The sequence below is a fragment of the Streptomyces yangpuensis genome, from assembly GCF_024666385.1.
Taxonomy (GTDB): Bacteria; Actinomycetota; Actinomycetes; order Streptomycetales; family Streptomycetaceae; genus Streptomyces; species Streptomyces yangpuensis.
Genome location: NZ_CP102514.1, coordinates 2,433,194 through 2,453,989 on the forward strand (window position 1 = coordinate 2,433,194; position 20,796 = coordinate 2,453,989).

The 20,796-nt window shown below is 72.2% G+C and carries 16 protein-coding genes; 8 read left to right on the forward strand and 8 right to left on the reverse strand.

Annotation, left to right across the window (positions count from 1 at the left end):
• Positions 1-8: 8 nt before the first annotated feature.
• Entirely contained in the window at positions 9-1,961 is a 1,953-nt protein-coding gene (gene dnaG / locus NRK68_RS11230) for a DNA primase (RefSeq protein WP_183065262.1), read from the forward strand.
• Here dnaG and NRK68_RS11235 read toward each other — a convergent pair.
• Positions 1,958-2,452, reverse strand: a complete 495-nt coding sequence (locus tag NRK68_RS11235) for a gamma-glutamylcyclotransferase family protein (protein ID WP_183065263.1) — start codon at positions 2,450-2,452, stop codon at positions 1,958-1,960. The genes dnaG and NRK68_RS11235 overlap by 4 nt on opposite strands.
• A 312-nt stretch (positions 2,453-2,764) precedes the next feature.
• On the opposite strand from NRK68_RS11235, the gene NRK68_RS11240 reads away from it, so the two are divergent.
• Positions 2,765-3,307, forward strand: a complete 543-nt coding sequence (locus NRK68_RS11240; RefSeq protein WP_257855708.1) for a GVDTG sorting domain-containing protein — start codon at positions 2,765-2,767, stop codon at positions 3,305-3,307.
• 129 nt (positions 3,308-3,436) lie between these two features.
• Positions 3,437-4,066, forward strand: a complete 630-nt coding sequence (locus tag NRK68_RS11245) for a class F sortase (protein WP_183065264.1) — start codon at positions 3,437-3,439, stop codon at positions 4,064-4,066.
• 15 nt (positions 4,067-4,081) lie between these two features.
• Here NRK68_RS11245 and NRK68_RS11250 read toward each other — a convergent pair whose 3' ends face one another.
• Together NRK68_RS11250 and NRK68_RS11255 are read right to left on the reverse strand one after the other, a co-directional pair.
• Positions 4,082-4,858 carry a sulfite exporter TauE/SafE family protein gene (locus tag NRK68_RS11250; RefSeq protein ID WP_046774978.1) on the reverse strand — a complete coding sequence of 259 codons (777 nt, stop codon included), beginning with the start codon at positions 4,856-4,858 and terminating at the stop codon, positions 4,082-4,084.
• A 506-nt stretch (positions 4,859-5,364) separates the two neighbouring features.
• On the reverse strand, positions 5,365-6,660 hold the full coding sequence (locus NRK68_RS11255) for a ferredoxin reductase family protein (protein WP_257855709.1): 1,296 nt from the start codon (positions 6,658-6,660) through the stop codon (positions 5,365-5,367).
• Positions 6,661-6,817: 157 nt separating this feature from the next.
• Between NRK68_RS11255 and NRK68_RS11260 the strand changes: the two genes are divergently transcribed.
• Genes NRK68_RS11260 through nirD form a run of 3 tightly spaced genes read left to right on the forward strand, consistent with a single transcriptional unit; the run spans position 6,818 to position 10,957 of the window.
• The gene (locus NRK68_RS11260) at positions 6,818-8,101 is read left to right on the forward strand and encodes an NAD(P)/FAD-dependent oxidoreductase (protein ID WP_257855710.1); all 1,284 of its coding nucleotides are present in this window, start codon (positions 6,818-6,820) and stop codon (positions 8,099-8,101) included.
• Position 8,102: 1 nt separating this feature from the next.
• Entirely contained in the window at positions 8,103-10,628 is a 2,526-nt protein-coding gene (gene nirB, locus NRK68_RS11265; protein ID WP_257855711.1) for a nitrite reductase large subunit NirB, read from the forward strand.
• The gene (nirD, locus tag NRK68_RS11270; protein WP_046774974.1) at positions 10,625-10,957 is read left to right on the forward strand and encodes a nitrite reductase small subunit NirD; all 333 of its coding nucleotides are present in this window, start codon (positions 10,625-10,627) and stop codon (positions 10,955-10,957) included. Before nirB ends, nirD begins: the two co-directional genes overlap by 4 nt.
• 22 nt (positions 10,958-10,979) lie before the next feature.
• Here nirD and NRK68_RS11275 read toward each other — a convergent pair whose 3' ends face one another.
• Positions 10,980-11,393, reverse strand: a complete 414-nt coding sequence (locus tag NRK68_RS11275; RefSeq protein WP_183065268.1) for a VOC family protein — start codon at positions 11,391-11,393, stop codon at positions 10,980-10,982.
• A gap of 122 nt (positions 11,394-11,515) precedes the next feature.
• Complete coding sequence (locus NRK68_RS11280; RefSeq protein WP_183065269.1) at positions 11,516-11,971, reverse strand: group III truncated hemoglobin; 456 nt, start codon at positions 11,969-11,971, stop codon at positions 11,516-11,518.
• Between the two features lie 442 nt (positions 11,972-12,413).
• Between NRK68_RS11280 and NRK68_RS11285 the strand changes: the two genes are divergently transcribed.
• Positions 12,414-13,574: an alkaline phosphatase PhoX gene (locus NRK68_RS11285; protein ID WP_183065270.1), complete on the forward strand. Its 1,161-nt coding sequence runs from the start codon at positions 12,414-12,416 to the stop codon at positions 13,572-13,574.
• A 108-nt stretch (positions 13,575-13,682) separates the two neighbouring features.
• Here NRK68_RS11285 and NRK68_RS11290 read toward each other — a convergent pair whose 3' ends face one another.
• From NRK68_RS11290 to dusB, 3 genes are all read right to left on the reverse strand, one after another.
• Positions 13,683-14,681, reverse strand: coding sequence for an ArsR/SmtB family transcription factor (locus NRK68_RS11290; protein WP_079025389.1), 999 nt, complete (start codon positions 14,679-14,681; stop codon positions 13,683-13,685).
• A 388-nt stretch (positions 14,682-15,069) separates the two neighbouring features.
• Entirely contained in the window at positions 15,070-17,778 is a 2,709-nt protein-coding gene (gene ppdK / locus NRK68_RS11295; protein ID WP_183065271.1) for a pyruvate, phosphate dikinase, read from the reverse strand.
• 364 nt (positions 17,779-18,142) lie between these two features.
• Complete coding sequence (gene dusB / locus NRK68_RS11300) at positions 18,143-19,285, reverse strand: tRNA dihydrouridine synthase DusB (RefSeq protein ID WP_257855712.1); 1,143 nt, start codon at positions 19,283-19,285, stop codon at positions 18,143-18,145.
• 51 nt (positions 19,286-19,336) lie between these two features.
• Here dusB and NRK68_RS11305 point away from each other — a divergent pair, with 51 nt between their 5' ends.
• Positions 19,337-20,785 (forward strand): MFS transporter, encoded by a 1,449-nt coding sequence (locus tag NRK68_RS11305; protein ID WP_183065276.1) that lies wholly within the window; start codon positions 19,337-19,339, stop codon positions 20,783-20,785.
• The last annotated feature ends 11 nt before the right edge of the window (positions 20,786-20,796 follow it).

The following is a 20,796-nucleotide window of genomic DNA, read 5'->3' on the forward strand; positions in this document are numbered from 1 at the left end:
CTTCACGGGTGGCAGGACGGATCAACGACGACGACGTGAAGGCGGTACGGGACGCGGTCCCGATCGACGCCGTGGTCTCCGACTACCTCCAGCTGCGCAACGCGGGCGGGGGCAACCTCAAGGGCCTGTGCCCCTTCCACGACGAGAAGTCCCCTTCCTTCCAGGTGAGCCCCAGCAAGGGCCTCTACCACTGCTTCGGCTGCCAGGCGGGCGGGGACACCCTCGACTTCGTCATGAAGATCGACCACCTCTCCTTCTCCGAGGCGGTCGAGCGCCTGGCCGGCCTGGCCGGGATCACCCTGCGCTACGAGGAGGGCGGCTACACCGCCGGCACCAGCGGCCGCGGTGAGCGCATCCGGCTGGTCGAGGCACACCGGGAGGCCGCCCGGTTCTACGTCGACCAGCTGGACGGGCCCGAGGCCGAGATCGGCCGCAGGTTCCTGGCCGAGCGCGGCTTCGACCAGGCCGCGGCCGCCCACTTCGGCGTCGGGTACAGCCCGGCCGGATGGGACCACCTGACCCGCTTCCTGCGCGGCAAGGGCTTCACCGACAAGGAACTGATCACCTCCGGGCTCGCCCAGGACAGCCGCAGCGGCAAGCCGATCGACCGCTTCCGCGGCCGGCTGATGTGGCCGATCCGCGACACCAGCGGCGAGGTGGTCGGCTTCGGCGCGCGCAAGCTGCGCGACGACGACAACGGGCCGAAGTACCTGAACACGCCCGAGACCGCGATCTACAAGAAGTCCCAGGTGCTGTACGGCATCGACCTGGCCAAGAAGGAGATCGCCAAGACCTCCCGGGCCGTGGTCGTCGAGGGCTACACCGATGTCATGGCCTGCCACCTGGCGGGCGTCACCACCGCCATCGCGACCTGTGGCACCTCCTTCGGCGGCGACCACATCAAGATCCTGCGCCGTCTGCTGATGGACAACGCCACCGCCGAGGTGATCTTCACCTTCGACGGTGACGCGGCCGGACAGAAGGCTGCCCTGCGGGCCTTCGAGGACGACCAGAAGTTCGCGGCGGAGACCTCGATCACCATCGCCCCCAACGGGATGGACCCCTGCGACCTGCGCCTCGCGCAGGGCGACGCGGCCGTCGTGAACCTGGTGGAGGCCCGCACCCCGCTGTTCGAGTTCGCGCTGCGGCACATCGTCTCCCGGCACAACCTGGAGAACCCGGCGGGGCGGGCCGCCGCGCTGGACGAGGCGGCGCCGGTCGTCGCCAACATCAAGAACATCGCCATCCAGCACGAGTCGGCGGTGCAGCTGGCGGGCATGCTGGGCATCCGCGACGAGCAGTTCGTCGTCAAGCGGGTCGCGCAGCTCGCCCGCTGGGCGCGTGAACGCGGCCAGGGCGGCCAGGGCGGTGCACCGCAGGGTGGCCGGCCCGGCGGGCAGCAGCCCGGCGGGAACCGGCAGCGGGGGGGCCGTCAGGCCTACGAGGACGTTCCCGCGCCCGCCGCCCAGCCGGCCGGCGGCCCCGCGCTGAACCTGCGCAGCCCCGCCCACCGCACCGAGCGCGAGCTGCTGAAGCTCGCCCTGCAGCGGCCCGCCCTGGTGTCCCCGGCCTTCGACGCGTACGGGATCGACGAGTTCACCGCGCCGCCGTACGCGGCCGTGCGCCAGGCGATCCAGGACGCGGGCGGCGCCGCCCCCGCCGCCGAGGACTATGTGGCCCGGGTCCGCGAGGCCGCGCCGAACGACACCGTGCGCGCCCTGGTCACCGAGCTGGCGGTGGAGCCGATCCACGCGAAGACGGTCGACGAGGTCTACGCGGGGGTCCAGCTGGTCCAGGTCCGGCTGCGCGCGGTCGACCGTCGGGTCCACGAGATCCAGGGCTCGCTGTCACGGCTCGGCGCGCAGGCGCCGCCGGAGCAACTGGCGGCGGTCCAGGAGGAGCTGTGGGTGCTCCAGCAGTACGGACAGCGCCTGCGCAACCGCGGCGCCGAGGGACTCTAGGACGCGTCCCGGCCGGACTCCGGGCTGTGTCCGAACGGGTCGGCCGAGCGGTTGAACCAGTCTCCCCCGGGTATCTCCGTCCCCCTTTCCCGCAGGCCGCGGGCGATCAGCGGGGACGCCAGATAGACCCAGGCGCGCACCGCGGTGCCGTCGGGGCGCAGGGCCTCACGGGCAAACCGGTCGTAGACGTTCCCCGGCCGCCCCGGCCCCTCGTACTCCTCCAGCCGGTCCAGCTCGGCCAGCAGCTCCCGGTACGCGCCGGGCTCGGCGGTGATCAGCACCCCGACGACGGCGGTGCCGGGCCGGTGGACCGCGAAGGGATAGCCCGGACCGTCGTAGAGGGCCGCGTCCGGCAGGGTGGCGGGTTCTTCCGCGGCCGTGCGGCCGCGCAGGAACAGCGTGTGGTTGACCTCGCCGGGGCGCAGGGTCCCGTACACGAAGAACGGGAGCGCGGCGATGATCGTCTCCTGCGGCCGTTCGACCGATGTCACGGAGCCCTCCCTCGGATGTGGCGCAGCACTCCACTGCCGGGCCGGGAGGCCCGGCTCCGCTGCGCCCCACCACCGTACGCACCGCTGGTGCACGACCGGCCGGTGCCCGGCCCAGACAGCCACCGGCGGCCGTCCGGGGGCCCGGTCACCCGGACGGCGCGGGCGGCCCGGATGGTCACATTCTCACCTTGACCTGCGGGAACGTCCCGCAGCGAGGCGCGACGAGGCCGACCTGACGGAACATCAGCAGGCGCGTGACGGGCGGGCCGGGTTTCCTCGGACACACGACCCCGTGTCTTCAGGGAGAGTCCCATGCGCCGACGTACCGCACACGTGCTGACCGCGACCGCGCTGACCGCCGTCGCGTTCACCGGCCCGGTCGCCGGCGCGGTCGCCGCCGCGGACCTCGGCATGGTGGGCTTCGCACCCGGGGACTTCGCGACGCTGGAGGTCTGGCCCAAGTCCGCCGCCCCGGGCGCGACCGTCACCGTGAACACCACGGCCTGCGGCCCCGGAAGCCACGCGGACGGCGATGCCACCACGGTGGGCGGCGGCCGGTTCAAGCTGGTCCCGGGCACCCACAAGGAGGTGGTCGTGGGACAGTTCCAGGTGGCCCGCGGCACCCGTCCCGGCACCTACGGCATCGGCGCGACCTGCGCGAACGGCAAGTTCGCCACCGGCGACCTGGTGGTCACCGAACGCGGCCCGCAGGGTCACGTCAACTCCGGGGTGGGCGGTGGCACGACCACCACCACCGACCCCGCCAAGATCGCGGCGGGAGCGGCCGTACTGGCCGTCACCGCCGTCGGCGGTACCTGGCTCCTGCGTCGCCGGGCGAGCGGCACGCGGAGCTGACGGACGCCCACCGCGGCTCCGGCCGCGGTCCGACCGGTACCGTCCCCGTCGCCCGCCCCGCGAGGTCCCCCCCGTTCGCGGGGCCGGGCGACGGCCAGTCACCTCGGACGAGAGGCGGAGGGGGTAGGCATGGCCCGCGACTTCCGCCCGACCGCCCGCCACGGCGGCCTCGTCGCGCTCGCCGCCTGCATCGGCGTATGGCTCGTGACCAGCGGCTCCCGAGAGCCGGTCGGGCCTCCGCTGCCCTCCCCCGCCGAAGCACTCACCGCCGCCGGCGTCGTGGGCCCCGGCATCGCCCCGCTGGTCGGCTCGCCGCCCGGGCGGATCAGGATCCCCTCCATCCGGGTGGACGCCCCGCTGATCGGGCTCGGCCTGGACCGCAGCGGCCATCTCGAAGTGCCTCCGCCCGACCGGCGCGACCTTGCCGGCTGGTACCGCGAGGGCATCACCCCGGGCGCCACCGGCACCGCCGTGATCGCCGGGCACGTGGACGACTCCGCCGGCCCGGGGGTGTTCTACCGCCTGGGTGCGCTGCGCCGCGGCGCCTCGATCGAGGTCCCGCGCGCGGACGGCCGGACGGCGGTGTTCACGGTCCACGCGGTCGAGGTGCACGACGCCAGGACCTTCCCGGACACCCGGGTGTACGGCCCCTCCCCACGCGCCGAGCTGCGGGTGATCACCTGCGGCGGCGGGTTCTCACCGCGTACCGGCTACCGCGGCAACGTGGTCGTCTTCGCCCACCTCACCGCGACGTACTGAGCGACCCGGGGCCGGTCAGCCCCACTGCTCCAGGCCGAGCTTGACCACCAGCGCGCCGACCACGGTCAGCAGCACCCCGCGGACGAAGCCGCTGCCCTTCTTGAGCGCCATACGGGCGCCGATCATGCCGCCGGCCAGATTGAACACCGCCATCAGGGCGGCGAGCTGCCACAGCACCATGCCCTGGTAGGCGAACATCGCGAGCGCCCCGGCGTTGGTGCAGCAGTTGACGATCTTGGCGGTGGCGGAGGCGGCGACGAGGTCGAGGTGGAGCAGGGCCGTGAGGGCGAGCACCAGGAACGTGCCGGTGCCCGGCCCGATGAGGCCGTCGTAGAAGCCGATGCCGAGGCCGGCCAGAGCGATGGCGAGCAGCACCCGGGCACGGCTGACGGGCGAGGTGGAGGGGGCGGTGCCGAAGCCGGGCCGGAAGAGCACGAAACCGGCGACGATCACGAGCACCACCATGATCATCGGTCGGAGCGCGTCCTTGCTGATGCCCCCGGCGAGCGCGGCGCCGCCCATCGATCCGGCGAGCGCCGCCAGGCCGATGCGGACGGCCAGTTTCACGTCCACCGGGGCTTTGCGGACGTACGTCACGGCCGCGCCGGCGGTGCCGACGATGGCCACCGCCTTGTTGGTGCCGAGGACGGTGGCGGGGTGGGCGTTGGGCAGGCCCAGCAGCAGCGCGGGCAGGAGCAGCAGGCCGCCGCCGCCCACCACCGCGTCGATCCAGCCCGCGGCCGCGGCCGCCACACACAGCACGATGATCATGGTCGTTGATATGTCAGGCACGAACCGACCCTATGGAGCTGTCGGTGCAGCGACCATTCAATTCCCGGAAAGTTGCGCAAAGGTTGAGCTTTGCCGGGCCGGGACCCGGTCCGGAGCCACCGGAGCGGCCGGTTCCACGACCGCCGTGAGCGCGGTGGCGGCCAGCACACTGGCCGCCCCCAGCCCCGCCGCGAGCCGCCCCGCCGGGGGTACGAGGGCCAGCGCGGCCAGCGCGCTCCGCACCGGCGAGGGTCTGCGCGGCCTACGGTGCCGGGCGGCCTTCGCCGGGACCGCAGCCCGGGCCGGGGCCGCAGCCCGGGCCTGGACTCCGACAGGCACGGACAGGGCGACGTGCAGCGGATGACGCATGGGGCGGTGACTCCTCGGGGACGCGGGAACGGCGGCGGAACGGCAGGGGGACGGCGGTGTGACGGTGCCGCGGGACGGCGTGACGCGGGGCCCGGGGGCCCTGGGCGCGGGGCCGGGGGCAAGGGGGCGCGGGGGCACGGGGCGCGCCCGCGCGCGGCTCAGAAGCTGAAGCACTCCGTATGGATCCGGCCGCCCGGCACCCCGGCCCGCAGCAGCGCGCCCCGCGTCGCCTCGGCCATTCCCGGCGGCCCGCACAGGTACACGTCGTGCTCGGCCAGGTCGGGCACCAGCGCGGCCAGCGCCTGCGGGGCCAGCGGGTCGTAGGCGGCGCCCGACGGCCCGAGCAGGTAGTGCAGCCCCGCCCGCCGCTCGGCGGCGATGGCCTCCAGCTCGGCGCGCAGTACCAGATGCTCCTCGGCGCCGGCCCGGTAGAGCAGGGTGACGTCCCCCGGGCCGCCCGGCAGCGTCTCGAACAGCGCCCGCATCGGGGTGATCCCGACCCCGCCGGCGATCAGCAGCACCTTGGGCCGGGTCCGCCGGGCCGCGGTCAGCGCGCCGAACGGCCCGGTGGCGAGGACCCGTGTGCCCGGACGCAGCCGGCGGATGCGGCGGGAGTGCCCGCCGAGCCCCTTGACGGTGATCCGCAGTGTGTCCCCGCGGACGGGCGCGGACAGGGAGAACGGCAGGGCGGTCGGCCACAGCCCCCGCTGCAGGAACCGCCAGCGCAGGAACTGCCCCGGCTCCGCGCGCAGCTCCGCCAGGTGCTCGCCCCGGACGACGACGGAGACGACCCCCGGTCCCTCGAAGCGGACCTCCGCGACCCGCAGCGCGTGCCGCAGAGCCTGCCGTACGGGGACCACCGCGCGGTACCAGACCAGCAGCGCGGCGACCACGGTGTGGGCGAGCGCCCAGAACCAGGCCGCGGCGGCGAGGTCGGGCCCGGCGAGCTGGTGGCCGAAGCCGAGGGCGGCCGCGAGGTATACGAGCAGATGCACCCCGCGCCAGGTTTCGTACGACATCCGGCGGCGTACCGCCCGGGCGGAGGTCGCACCGACCGCGGCCAGGAGGACGGTCCCGGCCGCGGCGGCGGCTATGGCGGGGTAGCCGAGCAGTTCCCGGACGGTGCGGACCAGGTCGGCCCCCGTGTGCACGGCGTATCCGAGCAGGGCGAACAGCCCGTGGCCGAAGCAGAGGAGCAGGACGTGGCGGCCTCCGAACGCGTGCCAGCGGGCGAGCCGGTCGGCGCCCACCCCGTGCTCGACCGCGGGCACCCGGGCCATCAGGAACAGCAGCACCAGCACCCCGTAACCGGCGAGCAGACCGGTCAGGTGCGCGGCGGTGGCGAAGAGCGCGTCGGGCCGCGCCGAGGGCCGGACCTGCACCGCCCAGAGCAGGACCACCACCCCCGCCCCGCCCAGGATCCCGCCCCTGACCCGCACCGCCGCATCTCGCATGCGGATCACGCTAAGGGCCCAGGCAGCGGCCCCGATGGGCTTTAAGGCGGCCTTGAGGAAGGCCTCACCGACCCTTAAACCGGACGCTGAGGTCGGCGTTCCGTCCGGGTAACAGAGGCGATGCGGTGGGGAAACAGCGGCCGCGCACCCTCATGGCATGACCTCGGAAGAGCGTGTGGTGGTGATCGGCGGCGGCCTCGCGGGCCTGCGGCTCGCGGACCGGCTGGGCCCGGCCGCGGCGGTGACCGTCCTCGGCGAGGAGTCCCACGTCCCGTACAACAGGGTGCTGCTCGCCGAGGTCCTGGCCGGCCGGTACGCGCCGGAGGTGACCGCCCTGCCGGCCCCCGGCCCGGTGCTGCGGCGCGGGGTCCGTGCCGTGCGCGTCGACCGGGCGGAGCGGGCCGTGCACTGCGACGACGGCACGGTGGCCGGCTACGACACGCTGGTGCTGGCCACCGGCTCGAACGCGGTCCTCCCGCCGCTGCGCGGACTGTTCGAGCCCGGGGGGCGGGAACTGCCGGACGGGGTCCACGCGTTCCGCACGATGGATGACTGCCTCGCGCTCTCGGCAGCCGTACGCCCCGGGGTGCGGGCGGTGGTGATCGGCGGGGGTCTGCTGGGCGTCTCGGCCGCCCGGGCGCTCGCCGCGCGCGGAGCGGTGGTGGTCCTGGCCCAGCAGGGTGAGCGCCTGATGGAACGCCAGCTGGACGCGGATTCCTCCGCCCTGCTGGCGACGCACCTGACCGGGCTCGGCGTGGAGATCCACACCGAATGCCGGGTCCGCGGGCTGACGACGACCACTCCGGCCCCGCCGGCGTTCGAGGCGCGGAGGTCCGGGGGCGGAGCCCCCGGCAACGGCGCCGCACCCGGGCAGCGGCGCGTCACCGGCGTCGAGCTCGCCGACGGCTACCGGCTGGACGCCGACGTCGTCGTCCTCGCCTGCGGCGTGCGCCCCCGCACCGGCCTGGCGCAGGCCGCCGGTCTGGAGATCCGCAAGGGCATCGTCGTCGACGACGAACTCCGCACCAGCGACCCCCGCATTTACGCCATCGGCGACTGCGCCGAGCACGCCGGGCAGGTCTACGGCCTGGCCGGCGCCGCCCTGGAGCAGGCCGACGCCCTCGCCGCGGTCCTGACCGGCGGCTCCGCCCCGTACACCGGCACCCGCGCCCTCACCCGCCTCACCCTCGGCGGAACCGGCGACGGCTCCCTGGACCTCGCCGCCTTCGGCGAGACCACCCCCCTCCCCGGCGACGACGTGGTCCGCCTCACCGACGGCACCCGGCGGACCTACCGCAAGGTCGTCCTGCGCGGCGACCGCCTCGTCGGCGGGGTCCTGCTCGGCGAGCTCTCCACGGTGGGGGCCCTCGCCCGCACATGGGAGGGCGGGGAAGCACCGCACGACCTGTTCCACCTGCTCACCGACGACGGAGGCCACTGACATGACCGAGCCCTCGCCCACGATCGTGCTCATCGGGCACGGCATGGTCGGCCAGCGCTACCTCGAAGCGCTCGCCGAGCGCGGGGTCACCGCCACGCACCGGATCACCGTGCTCTGCGAAGAGCCCCGGCCCGCCTATGACCGCGTGCACCTGACCTCGTACTTCTCCGGCAGCACCCCCGAGGACCTCTCCATGACGCCCGCCGGGTTCATGGAGGAGCACGGCATCTCCCTCCACCTCGACGACCCGGCCGAGCACATCGACCGGGAAGCCCGCACCGTCACCTCCCGCTCCGGGCAGGTGTTCCCGTACGACGTGCTGGTCCTGGCCACCGGCAGCTACCCCTTCGTGCCGCCCGTCCCCGGCAAGGACGCCCCCGGCTGCTTCGTCTACCGCACCATCGAGGACCTCCTCGCCATCGAGGAGTACGCGAAGGACAAGACGACCGGAGCGGTCGTCGGCGGCGGACTTCTCGGCCTGGAGGCCGCCGGCGCCCTCCAGGGGCTCGGACTCGCCTCCCGCATCGTCGAGTTCGCCCCGCGCCTGATGCCCGTCCAGGTCGACGAGGGCGGCGGCGCCGCCCTGCTGCGCACCATCGAGTCCATGGGCCTCACCGTCCACACCGGCGTGGGCACCCAGGAGGTGGTGACCGGCGAGGACGGCCGCGTCAGCGGAATGCGGCTCTCCGACGGCTCCGTCGTCGCCACCGACCTCGTGGTCTTCTCCGCCGGTGTCCGCCCCCGCGACCAGCTGGCCCGCGACGCCGGGCTGGACGTCGGCGAGCGCGGCGGCATCGCGGTCGACGCCCACTGCCGCACCTCCGACCCGCACGTCTACGCCATCGGCGAGTGCGCCCTCGCCGTCGACGGCCGCGTCTACGGCCTGGTCGCCCCCGGCTACGAGATGGCCGAGACCGCCGCCGAGGACCTGCTGGGCCGGGAGAAGGAGTTCACCGGCGCCGACCTCTCCACCAAGCTGAAGCTGCTCGGCGTGGACGTGGCCTCCTTCGGCGACGCGCACGGCAGCACCCCCGACAGCCTCGACGTCGTCTGGTCCGACTCCCGTTCCGGGATCTACAAGAAGCTGGTGGTCTCCCCCGACGGGGTCCTCCTCGGCGGGGTCCTGGTCGGCGACGCCGACGCCTACGGCCTGCTGCGCCCGCTCACCGGCAGCGTCCCGCCCGTGGCCCCCGAACAGCTGGTCCTGCCCGCGGGTATCGGCGCACCCGTCGCGCTGGGCCCGTCCGCCCTCCCCGACACCGCGGTGATCTGCTCCTGCCACAACGTCACGAAGAAGGCCATCACCGCCTGCTCCACGCTCCCCGAGGTCAAGAAGTGCACCAAGGCGGGCACCGGCTGCGGCAGTTGCATCAAGGTGATCGGACAGCTGCTCCCGGCCGCCGCCGACAAGGGACTGTGCGGCTGCTTCCCGTACACGCGGGCCGAGCTCTACGAGATCGTCCGCACCCGCCGGCTCACCTCGTACGAGGAGATCCTCGACGGCCACGGCCGCCCCGAGGCCCGCGGCGGCGACGGCTGCGAGGTCTGCAAGCCGGCCGTCGGCTCGATCATCGCCTCGCTCGCGGCGACCCTCGGGGCGAGCGGCTACGTCCTGGACGGGGAGCAGGCCGCCCTCCAGGACACCAACGACCACTTCCTCGCGAACATGCAGCGCAACGGCTCGTACTCGGTCGTGCCGCGGATCCCCGGCGGTGAGATCACCCCCGACAAGCTGATCGTGATCGGCGAGGTGGCCCGCGACTTCGGCCTCTACACGAAGATCACCGGCGGGCAGCGGATCGACCTCTTCGGCGCGAGCGTGGACCAGCTCCCGCGGATCTGGGCACGGCTCGTCGACGCCGGGTTCGAGTCCGGTCACGCCTACGGGAAGGCCCTGCGCACGGTGAAGTCCTGCGTGGGGCAGACCTGGTGCCGCTACGGCGTCCAGGACAGCGTGCGGATGGCCATCGACCTGGAGCTGCGCTACCGGGGACTGCGCGCCCCGCACAAGCTGAAGTCGGCGGTGTCCGGCTGCGCCCGCGAGTGCGCGGAGGCGCAGAGCAAGGACTTCGGGGTCATCGCGACGGCCAGCGGCTGGAACCTTTACGTGGGCGGCAACGGCGGCGCCACTCCGCGCCACGCCGACCTCCTCGCCCAGGACCTGTCGGACGCGGAGCTGATCCGGCTGATCGACCGGTTCCTGATGTTCTACATCCGCACCGCCGACCGGCTGGAGCGGACCTCCACCTGGCTGGAGCGGCTGGAGGGCGGCCTGGACCACCTGCGGGACGTGGTCGTGCACGACTCGCTGGGGCTGTGCGCGGAGCTGGAGTCCCTGATGGCCGACCACGTGGCGCACTACCGGGACGAATGGGCCGAGACGCTCAAGGACCCGGAGCGGCTGCGCCGGTTCGTGTCCTTCGTCAACGCGCCGGGCGCTCCCGACCCCACCGTGAAGTTCGTCCCCGAGCGCGACCAGGTCAAGCCCGACCTGGCCGTCCTGACCATAGGAGGCTCCGTCCGATGACCGTGGAACTGCAAGTGGCGCAGGGCTGGCTGACGGTGTGCGAGCTCTCGGCGCTGGTCCCCGGGCGCGGGGTCGCCGCACTGCTGCCCGACGGGAGCCAGGCCGCGGTGTTCGTCGACCGTGCGGGCCGGGCGTACGCCATCGGCAACCAGGACCCCTTCACCGGCGCGCACGTGCTCTCGCGCGGCCTGGTGGGGGCGGCGGCGGGCCGGCCCTTCGTGGCCTCCCCGCTGCTCAAGCAGCGCTTCGACCTGGAGACGGGGCGCTGCCTGGACGACGAGGAGGTGGCGGTCCGCACCTACCCGGTGCGGACCGCCGCGACCTCCTGACGCAAGGGGGTGGGCCGGGCGGTCAGTCCTGCTTCTGGATCACGGCCGGGTCCATCCACATGATCTCCCAGGTGTGGCCGTCGAGGTCGTCGAAGGCACGGCCGTACATGACGCCGTGGTCCTGGGCCGGGCGGGGTTCGGTGGCGCCGGCCGCCAGGGCCCCGTCCACCAGTTCGTCGACGGCGGCACGGCTCTCGGCGCTCAGGCACAGGAGGACCTCCGACGTCTTCGTGGCGTCCGCGATCTCCTTGTGGGTGAAGTCCTTGTAGCGGGCCTCGGTCAGGAGCATCGCGACGATGGTGTCGCTGATGACCATGGAGGCGCAGTTCTCGTCGGTGAACTGGGCGTTGAAGGAGTAGCCCAGCTTGCCCCAGAAGGCCTTGCTGGCGTCCAGGTCCTTGACGGGCAGGTTGACGAAGATCATGGTCGCGGACATCGAGGTCTCTCTTTCCTGCTGCTCGGTCGGTGCTTTCGAGAGGTAGACCGAGGGGCCGCGGAAAACTCATCGCCCCGCGCGAAGTTTTTTGAATTTTTCTTACCGGCCGGCGAAACCGCAGGTCAGGCGGCCGAGCGCAGCTCCAGCGCCGCGAGGGGGACGAAGCCCGTGGTGCCTTCGCCCCGCAGATCGGCGTCCGGGCCGGCGAGGCGCCGGTGGAGGGTCAGCGCGATCCGCTCGCCCTGGGCCTTGGCCCGCTCGGCGTTCGGCCCGCTGTGCAGCCCGTCGATCGTCGCGTGCCACAGCTGGACCCAGCGGCCGAAGTCGGCGGCGGTCAGTGCCCGTACCGAGTGCAGCGCGGCGTGCGGAGCGAAGGCGTTGCGCCGGTAGGCGGCGGTGCGGAAGAGGGAGCGCTCCCAGAAATCGGTGATCCGGGGCAGGTGGGCCTCCAGGTCCGTGCCCGCGATGCGGGTGAAGTACGGGCCGATCCGCGGGTCGGCGAAGGCGGCCGTGTAGAAGCGGCGCAGCACGATGTCGAGGTCGGCACGGCCCGAGATGTCCGCGGCGAAACGGTTCATGCCTCCACCGTCCTCCTCCCTCCGGCACCTTCCCAGGGCCCAAGGTCCCGTCATGGGTGATTTCACGCCACCGTGTGCGGACACCTCCTAAACCCCGGCGGCCGAGACAGGCCGGAACTGGCGGGTGCGGCGCACCGGTCCGGACGCACGGCGGGCGCCGGGCCGGCGGTGTCTTCGCGGACGCGGCGCTGTGCGAACGCCGTCGGCCGTACGCCGGCCCGGGCGCGGGAATCCCGCCGGTGCCGATGCCGTGCGGGCCGGAAGAGCCCCGGGGAAAGAAAGCCGGGGCGGCGCGGAAATCCCCGCCGAGGGATTGAACGCCGAGCGGTCGCTCGGGCGTAATGAGGATTTGGCGCCACGTCAACTGGCGTCTTCTAGGTTCCTCGACGCGTGCGACCCCGCGTCCGACCGGCCGCGGGGCCTTCCTCCCACAGGAGTGACCGTGGAACGTCGTACCTTCCTGCGCGGCGCAGTGATCGGTTCGTCGGCCGCCGCCTTCGGCGGCACGTTGATGCACGGGGCGGCCTACGCGGCGCCCGCCCAGCCCGGTGCCGGTCCCTACGGGGCGCTGGGCGCCGCCGACGCCAACGGCATCATGCTCCCGAGCGGTTTCACCAGCCGCGTGATCGCCCGCTCGGGCCAGACCGTGAGCGGCACCTCGTACACCTGGCACAGCGCCCCCGACGGCGGCGCCTGTTACGCCGACGGCTCGGGCTGGATCTACGTGTCGAACTCGGAGATCAACCCCTCCGGCGGCGCGAGCGCGGTGAAGTTCAACTCCTCCGGCACCGTCACCGGCGCCTACCGGATCCTGTCGAACACCCGGCAGAACTGCGCGGGCGGCGCGACCCCGTGGAACACCTGGCTGTCCTGCGAGGAGGTCGACCGCGGCTTCGTCTACGAGACCGACCCGTACGGCGTGAACGCGGCGGTCCAGCGCCCGGCGATGGGCCGCTTCAAGCACGAGGCCGCCGCCGCCGACCCGGTTCGCCGGGTGATCTACCTGACGGAGGACGAGTCGAGCGGCTGCTTCTACCGCTTCGTCCCCACCACCTGGGGCAATCTCTCCTCCGGCACCCTCCAGGTCCTCAAGGCCGGTACGGCCACCTCCGGCTCCTTCACCTGGCAGAACGTGCCGGACCCGGACGGCTCCCCGACGGCGACCCGCAGCCAGGTCTCCGGCTCCAAGAAGTTCAACGGCGGCGAGGGCTGCCACTACGCCAACGACACCGTCTGGTTCACCACCAAGGGCGACAACCGGGTCTGGCAGCTCAACCTCACGAACAACACCTATGAGCTGGCCTACGACGACTCGCTCGTACCCGGCGGCGCGGCCCCGCTGACGGGCGTCGACAACGTCACCGGCTCCTCCTACGGCGACCTGTACGTCGCGGAGGACGGCGGCAACATGGAGATCTGCGTGATCACCCCGGACGACGTGGTGGCGCCCTTCCTGCGGATCACCGGACAGTCCTCCTCGGAGATCACCGGCCCGGCCTTCTCGCCCGCCGGTAACCGGTTCTACTTCTCCAGCCAGCGCGGTACGAGCGGCAGCTCCTCCGGCGGCATCACCTACGAGGTGACGGGCCCGTTCCGGACCTGACGGACGTACCCGGCGGCCCCGGGCCCCGGCCCCCGGGCGCCCGGGCTCCAGGCCTCGGTCCTCGGCCCCCGGCCCCCGGCGCTTCCCGGGCCGGGGGCCGTCGGCGTCTCAGGAGGCCACGGCCCCGCCCTTGAGCAGCGCCGCTCCCAGCGGGGTCACGGTGTGCAGGACCGCGTTGCCGTGGCGCAGGGTGGTGACCAGGCCCGCCTCGCGCATCACGCAGGCGTGCTGGCTGGCGGAGGCCAGCGAGACCCCGGCCCGGCGGGCCAGCTCGCTGGTGGTGGCGCCGTCCCCGATGGCCCGCAGCACGACCGAGCGGGTGTGCCCGACCAGCTTGCCCAGGGTGCGCTGGCGCTGCTCCTCGGCGGGCCGGGCCGCCTCGCCGCTCCCGGGCGCGGAGGCCAGCTGCGCGGCGGCCGGGTAGACCAGCACCGGCGGCAGCTCGGGGTCGTGGAGGGTCACCGCGGTGCGCCGGCAGAAGAAGGACGGCTGGAGCAGCAGCCCGCGCCCCCGCAGCCGTACGTCCCGGTCCACCGGGTAGTCGCACTCCAGTACCGGGGCCCGCCAGCGCAGCATGGGCGGCAGCGAGGCCAGCAGCTCGTCGGCTCCGCCGTCGAGCAACGCGCGGCCGCGTGCCGCCCGTTCGGCTTCTATCTGGGCCTGTATGTGGGTCCAGTACGGCTCCACGGCGGCCCGGTGGTAGGCACGCAGCTCGCCCATCAGCCGTGGGAGCTGTTTGGTGCCGCCCTCCATGAAGTCCCGCAGCCGTGGTGTCGTGGGCGCTCCGGCGCCCAGCAGCTGGAGCTCCCGGCGCATGCGCTCGGGACGGATCCCGCGCAACGCGTCGAGGCCCACGTCCCACCCGTACTGCCCCTCCACAGGGGTCAGGAAATCGGGGAAATAACCGCGGCTCGGTATGAGCATACCGAGCGTGCGTGTTTCACTATTCAACCTGCTCCGGGTTTCCGTACGCCATTCACCGAACAACCGGGCATCGCGCCGGTCTCTTAAGCGGTGAAAGCTGAGAATCGTCTCCCACAACGCATCGGGACGCCCTGCCATCCGTACGCGTGCCAGGTCCACTCCAGTGAAATGGATACGCAGCACCGAACCCCCACCTGTGCAACCGCAATCCCCCCGCCCCATGAGTATGCACGCAGTCACACGTGGTCACCACGCCCTTTCGGCCACAGTTGAAACCCCTTTCGGCAGGGGCGTGACAACCGAAATCCTGTACTCCGCCGGGCACACTCCGGTGCGACCGAAACGCTCCGCGAAGGCCGTGGGGGGCTTTGCGGGGCCTGGCGGTCGGTCGCACTGGGAAGCGCCGACGTGCCCGGCAGAATGACAGCGGCGGTGGACGGGTGGGGATCCGTCCACCGCCTGCTGGCGTAAAGACTTGTTGAACAAAGAAATTGAGGCGCGCCCGCCCCCGGGCAGTCAGGGAACCCGGGGACAGGCGCGGTCTGTGGGGCCCTTGTGAGGGGCCGGCGGGTCAGCGGCTGTCGCTGCCCTTCGCCTCGGCGGCGGCACGGCCGGCCTCCAGGCGCGCCACCGGAATCCGGAAGGGCGAGCAGGAGACGTAGTCGAGGCCGACCTCGTGGAAGAAGTGGACGGACTCGGGGTCACCACCGTGCTCGCCGCAGACGCCGAGCTTGAGGTCGGGGCGGGTGGCCCGGCCCAGCTTGGCCGCGTGCCGGACCAGCGAGCCGACGCCGTCCTTGTCGATGGTCTCGAAGGGCGAGACCCCGAAGATGCCCTTCTCCAGGTACGCGGTGAAGAAGCTGGCCTCGACGTCGTCGCGGGAGAAGCCCCACACCGTCTGGGTCAGGTCGTTCGTACCGAAGGAGAAGAACTGCGCGGCCTCGGCGATCTGGTCGGCGGTCAGCGCGGCACGCGGCAGCTCGATCATGGTGCCGATGGAGAGCTTGAGGGTGGTGCCGGTGGCGGCCTCGACCTCGGCGATGACCGCGTCGGCCTCCTCGCGGACGATCTCCAGCTCCTGGACGGTACCCACGAGCGGGATCATGATCTCGACGCGGGGGTCGCCCTTGGCGTTCTTGCGCTCGGCCGCGGCCTCGGCGATCGCCCGGACCTGCATGGCGAACAGGCCGGGGATGACCAGGCCCAGGCGGACACCGCGCAGACCCAGCATCGGGTTCTGCTCGTGCAGCTTGTGGACGGCCTGGAGCAGGCGCAGGTCGTTCTCGTTGGCGTCCTTGCGGGACTCGGCGAGGGCGACGCGCACCGACAGCTCGGTGATGTCGGGCAGGAACTCGTGCAGCGGCGGGTCGAGCAGGCGGACGGTGACGGGCAGACCGTCCATCGCCTCGAACAGCTCGGTGAAGTCCTTCTTCTGCAGCGGCAGCAAGGCACTGAGTGCCTCGTCGCGCTCGCCGTCGGTGTCGGCGAGGATCAGGCGCTCGACCATCTCGCGGCGCTCACCGAGGAACATGTGCTCGGTGCGGCACAGGCCGATGCCCTGGGCGCCGAAGCGGCGGGCGCGCAGCGCGTCCTCGGCGTTGTCGGCGTTGGCGCGCACCCGCAGGCGGCGGACGCGGTCCGCGTAGGCCATGATCCGGTGCACGGCGGCCACGAGCTCGTCGGCGTCGTCGGCGCCGGCGTGCATGCGGCCCTCGAAGTACTCGACGACCGGGGAGGGTACGACGGGTACCTCGCCGAGGTAGACCTTGCCGGTGGAGCCGTCGATGGAGACGACGTCGCCCTCTTCGATGACCGTCTCGCCGACCGTCATGCGGCGGCGCTTGGTGTCGACGTCGAGCTCCTCGGCGCCACAGACGCAGGTCTTGCCCATGCCGCGGGCGACGACGGCCGCGTGGGAGGTCTTGCCGCCGCGCGAGGTCAGGATGCCCTCGGAGGCGATCATGCCGTCCAGGTCGTCGGGGTTGGTCTCGCGGCGGATCAGGATGACCTTCTCGCCGGAGCGGGACCACTTGACGGCCGTGTAGGAGTCGAAGACGGCCTTGCCGACGGCCGCGCCCGGGGAGGCGGCGATTCCGCGGCCGAGGAGGGTGGTCCTGGCGCCCTCGTCGAAGCGGGGGAACATCAGCTGCGCCAGCTGGTGGCCGCTGACGCGCTGGAGGGCCTCGGCCTCGTCGATCAGGCCCTGGTCCACGAGCTGGGTGGCGATGCGGAAGGCGGCGCCGGCGGTGCGCTTGCCGACACGGGTCTGGAGCATCCACAGCTGGCCGCGCTCGATCGTGAACTCGATGTCGCAGAGATCCTTGTAGTGGGTCTCCAGCGTCGTCATGATCGTCATGAGCTGGTCGTACGAGGCCTTGTCGATGGACTCCAGGTCCGCGAGCGGCACGGTGTTGCGGATGCCCGCGACGACGTCCTCGCCCTGGGCGTTCTGCAGGTAGTCGCCGTAGACGCCCGCGTGGCCGCTGGCGGGGTCACGGGTGAAGGCGACGCCGGTGCCGGAGTCGGGGCCCAGGTTGCCGAAGACCATGGAGCAGATGTTGACCGCGGTGCCCAGGTCGCTCGGGATGCGCTCCTGGCGGCGGTACAGCTTGGCCCGGTCGGTGTTCCACGAGTTGAAGACGGCCTCGACGGCGAGGTCCATCTGCTCGCGGGCGTCCTGCGGGAACTCGCGGCCGGCCTCCTTCGCCACGATCTTCTTGAAGACCTTGACGAGCTTCTTCAGGTCGGCGGCGTCGAGGTCGGTGTCGACGGTCACCTTCTTGGCGGCCTTGGCCTCGTCGAGGGCGTCCTCGAAGAGTTCGCCCTCGACGCCGAGGACGGTCTTGCCGAACATCTGGATCAGGCGGCGGTAGGAGTCCCACGCGAAGCGCTCGTCACCGGCCTGGGAGGCGAGGCCGGTGACCGACTCGTCGGAAAGGCCGATGTTCAGGACGGTGTCCATCATGCCGGGCATCGAGAACTTGGCGCCGGAACGCACGGAGACCAGCAGCGGGTCGTCCGACTGGCCGAGCTTCTTGCCCATCTTCGACTCGAGGGCGGCAAGGTGGGCGCTGACCTCGTCGCGCAGCGCGGCCGGGGCCGAGCCGCTCTCGAGGTAGACCTTGCAGGCCTCGGTGGTGATGGTGAAGCCGGGAGGGACCGGCAGACCCAGGTTGGTCATCTCGGCGAGGTTGGCACCCTTGCCGCCGAGAAGGTCCTTGAGGTCGCGGTTGCCCTCGGTGAAGTCGTAGACGAACTTCTGATCTTTGTTTTCCGACACGGGTCTCGACTCCTCGAGGCTCGGTGGCTGCCCTGACGGCCAGGAACATACCCAGATCGAAGGCTTCTGGGTACGTCCACTTGGCCGTCATACGGACGTAACCACCCGTGCGCCAGCAGATCGAAAGTAACTCAGGGGTAACCAGAAAGTACGAAGAGCGTTCAGATCCCGAAGGGGCACGGTGCTTCTGAGGCCTGTTCACGCTCGGATGAGCGATCATCGATACATTTGCGTTCAAGTGTTGAACACACAAAGGGTGGCACCCAGTGCCACCCTTTGAAAGTCTTACCCGTGACTTACGCGCTCATCTGAGCGAAACCTCTCCCATGCGTGGCGTATATCACGCACCACGGAGGGCGATTTGTCAGCCTCCGGAGGTGTCCAGTTCCGCGTCCTCGCTCACGCCCGCGCAGTCGTACGGGTCCTTCAGCCAGCCGTCCGGCAGGACAACTCGGTTGTTTCCGGACGTCCGGCCGCGCGGGCCGTCCGCACTCTCCGGCCACTCTTGATCCAGATCAAGCTCGCTCAGATGAGCGTTCAACTCGGCCAGGGACGAGGTGACCGCGAGCTTCTTGCGCATCTCGGACCCGACCGAGAAGCCCTTCAGGTACCAGGCGACGTGCTTACGGAAGTCGATCACGCCGCGCGTCTCGTCGCCGATCCACTCGCCGAGCAGCTGGGCGTGCCGGTGCATCGTCTGCGCGACCTCGCGCAGCGCGGGCCGGTGGAAGTCCTCGGGCCGCCCCTCGAAGGCCGCCACCAGGTCGTTGAACAGCCACGGCCGCCCCAGGCAGCCGCGTCCCACGACCACGCCGTCGCAGCCGGTCTCGCGGACCATGCGCAGCGCGTCCTCGGCACACCAGATGTCGCCGTTGCCCAGGACCGGTATCTCCGGCACGTGCTCCTTGAGCCGCGCGATGGCGTCCCAGTCGGCGGTGCCGCCGTAGTGCTGCGCCGTGGTTCGCCCGTGCAGGGCGATCGCGGTGACCCCCTCCTCGACGGCGATGCGGCCGGCGTCGAGGTAGGTGAGATGGTCGTCGTCGATGCCCTTGCGCATCTTCATGGTCACCGGCAGGTCGCCGGCCCCTTCGACGGCCTCGCGCAGGATCGCGCGCAGCAGGTTGCGCTTGTAGGGCAGCGCCGAGCCGCCACCCTTGCGGGTGACCTTGGGGACCGGGCAGCCGAAGTTGAGGTCGATGTGGTCGGCGCGGTCCTCCTCGACGATCATGCGGACCGCCTTGCCCACCGTCACCGGGTCGACCCCGTACAGCTGAATCGACCGGGGCTTCTCGGTCTCGTCGAAGTGGATCAGCTGCATGGTCTTCTCGTTGCGCTCGACCAGGGCGCGGGTCGTGATCATCTCGCTCACGAACAGCCCCTTGCCGCCCGAGAACTCCCGGCAGAGGGTACGGAACGGGGCATTGGTGATGCCGGCCATGGGCGCGAGCACCACCGGGGGCTGCACGGTGTGCGGGCCGATCGCGAGCGGCGGGGGGAGCATGGTCATCCGCCCATTGTCCCGCATGCCGAGGGGGTCGGGCGGACGTAGCATCGGCGCATGATCGAGCCGAGTCACCGGCAGCGCACGATCGTCCTGGCGATCTGCTGCATGAGCCTGCTCATCGTCAGCCTCGACAACACCGTGCTCAACGTCGCGCTCCCGTCGATGCGCCGCGAGCTGGACGCCTCGGTCGCGGGCCTCCAGTGGACCATCGACGCGTACACGCTCGTCCTGGCCTCGCTGCTGATGCTCGCGGGGTCCACGGCCGACCGGATCGGGCGGCGCAAGGTGTTCGTCGCCGGTCTGCTGACCTTCGGCCTGGGCTCCCTGCTCTGCTCGCTGGCGCCGAGCCTCGGCTGGCTCATCGTCTTCCGGATGGTGCAGGCGGTCGGCGGCGCGATGCTCAACCCGGTCGCGATGTCGATCATCACCAACACCTACACGGACCCGGCCGAACGGGCCCGGGCCATCGGTGTGTGGGGCGCGGTCGGCGGTATCTCCATGGCGGCGGGCCCGCTGATCGGCGGGGTGCTGGTGGACTCGGTGGGCTGGCGCTCGATCTTCCTGATCAACGTGCCGATCGGCCTGGCGGCGCTCGCGCTGACCCTGCGCCACATCCCGGAGTCCCGGGCGGCCCGCCCGCGCCGCCCGGACCCGCTGGGGCAGGTACTGGTCATCGCGCTCCTCGGCAGCCTGACGTACGGGATCATCGAGGCGCCCGCCGCCGGCTGGCGCTCGCCGCTGATCATGGGGTGCGCGGTGGTGGCCGTCGCCTCCTTCGTGGGGCTGCTGGTGCACGAGCCCAGGTGCGCGGAGCCTCTGATCGACCTCCGGTTCTTCCGGAGCGCGCCGTTCAGCGGCTCGACGATCATCGCTGTCAGTGCCTTCGCCGGGCTGGCCGGCTTCCTCTTCCTGAACACCCTCTACCTCCAGGACGTACGGGGGCTCAGCGCCCTGCACGCCGGGCTGTACCTGCTGCCGATGGCCGGCCTGACCGTGCTGTTCGCGCCGCTGGCGGGGCGGCTGGTGGGCAGCCGGGGGCCGCGGATCTGCCTGCTGATCGCGGGGGTGGCGATGGCGACGAGCGGGCTGCTGTTCGCCCTGTTCGAGGCGGAGACGTCCAACCCGCTCCTCTTCACCGGGTACATGCTGTTCGGGCTCGGCTTCGGCATGGTGAACGCGCCGATCACCAACACGGCGGTCTCGGGGATGCCGCGCTCCCAGGCGGGTGTCGCGGCGGCCATCGCCTCCACCAGCCGGCAGACGGGCGGCACGCTGGGCGTCGCGGTCATCGGCTCGGTCCTGGCGGCGGGGCTGGCCGGCGGCGCCGACTTCTCCGGGGCGGCCCAGCCGGCCTGGTGGATCATCACGCTGTGCGGGCTGCTCGTCCTGGTCGTGGGTGCGGCGACGAGCGGCCCCTGGGCCCGCGGGACGGCGGAGCGCACGGCGCGCAGGCTGGAGGAGTCGGCGGGCCCCACGGCACCCGTGGGGTCCCCGCGCGGCTAAGGGCTGTCCCG

Bases quoted from the DNA above. Each gene is read 5' to 3' on its own strand.
- NRK68_RS11240 (WP_257855708.1), top strand. From the start codon at position 2,765: ATGCGCCGACGTACCGCACACGTGCTGACCGCGACCGCGCTGACCGCC.
- NRK68_RS11245 (WP_183065264.1), top strand. From the start codon at position 3,437: ATGGCCCGCGACTTCCGCCCGACCGCCCGCCACGGCGGCCTCGTCGCG.
- NRK68_RS11255 (WP_257855709.1), bottom strand. From the start codon at position 6,660: ATGCGAGATGCGGCGGTGCGGGTCAGGGGCGGGATCCTGGGCGGGGCG.
- NRK68_RS11260 (WP_257855710.1), top strand. From the start codon at position 6,818: ATGACCTCGGAAGAGCGTGTGGTGGTGATCGGCGGCGGCCTCGCGGGC.
- nirB (WP_257855711.1), top strand. From the start codon at position 8,103: ATGACCGAGCCCTCGCCCACGATCGTGCTCATCGGGCACGGCATGGTC.
- nirD (WP_046774974.1), top strand. From the start codon at position 10,625: ATGACCGTGGAACTGCAAGTGGCGCAGGGCTGGCTGACGGTGTGCGAG.
- NRK68_RS11275 (WP_183065268.1), bottom strand. From the start codon at position 11,393: ATGTCCGCGACCATGATCTTCGTCAACCTGCCCGTCAAGGACCTGGAC.
- NRK68_RS11280 (WP_183065269.1), bottom strand. From the start codon at position 11,971: ATGAACCGTTTCGCCGCGGACATCTCGGGCCGTGCCGACCTCGACATC.
- dusB (WP_257855712.1), bottom strand. From the start codon at position 19,285: ATGACCATGCTCCCCCCGCCGCTCGCGATCGGCCCGCACACCGTGCAG.
- NRK68_RS11305 (WP_183065276.1), top strand. From the start codon at position 19,337: ATGATCGAGCCGAGTCACCGGCAGCGCACGATCGTCCTGGCGATCTGC.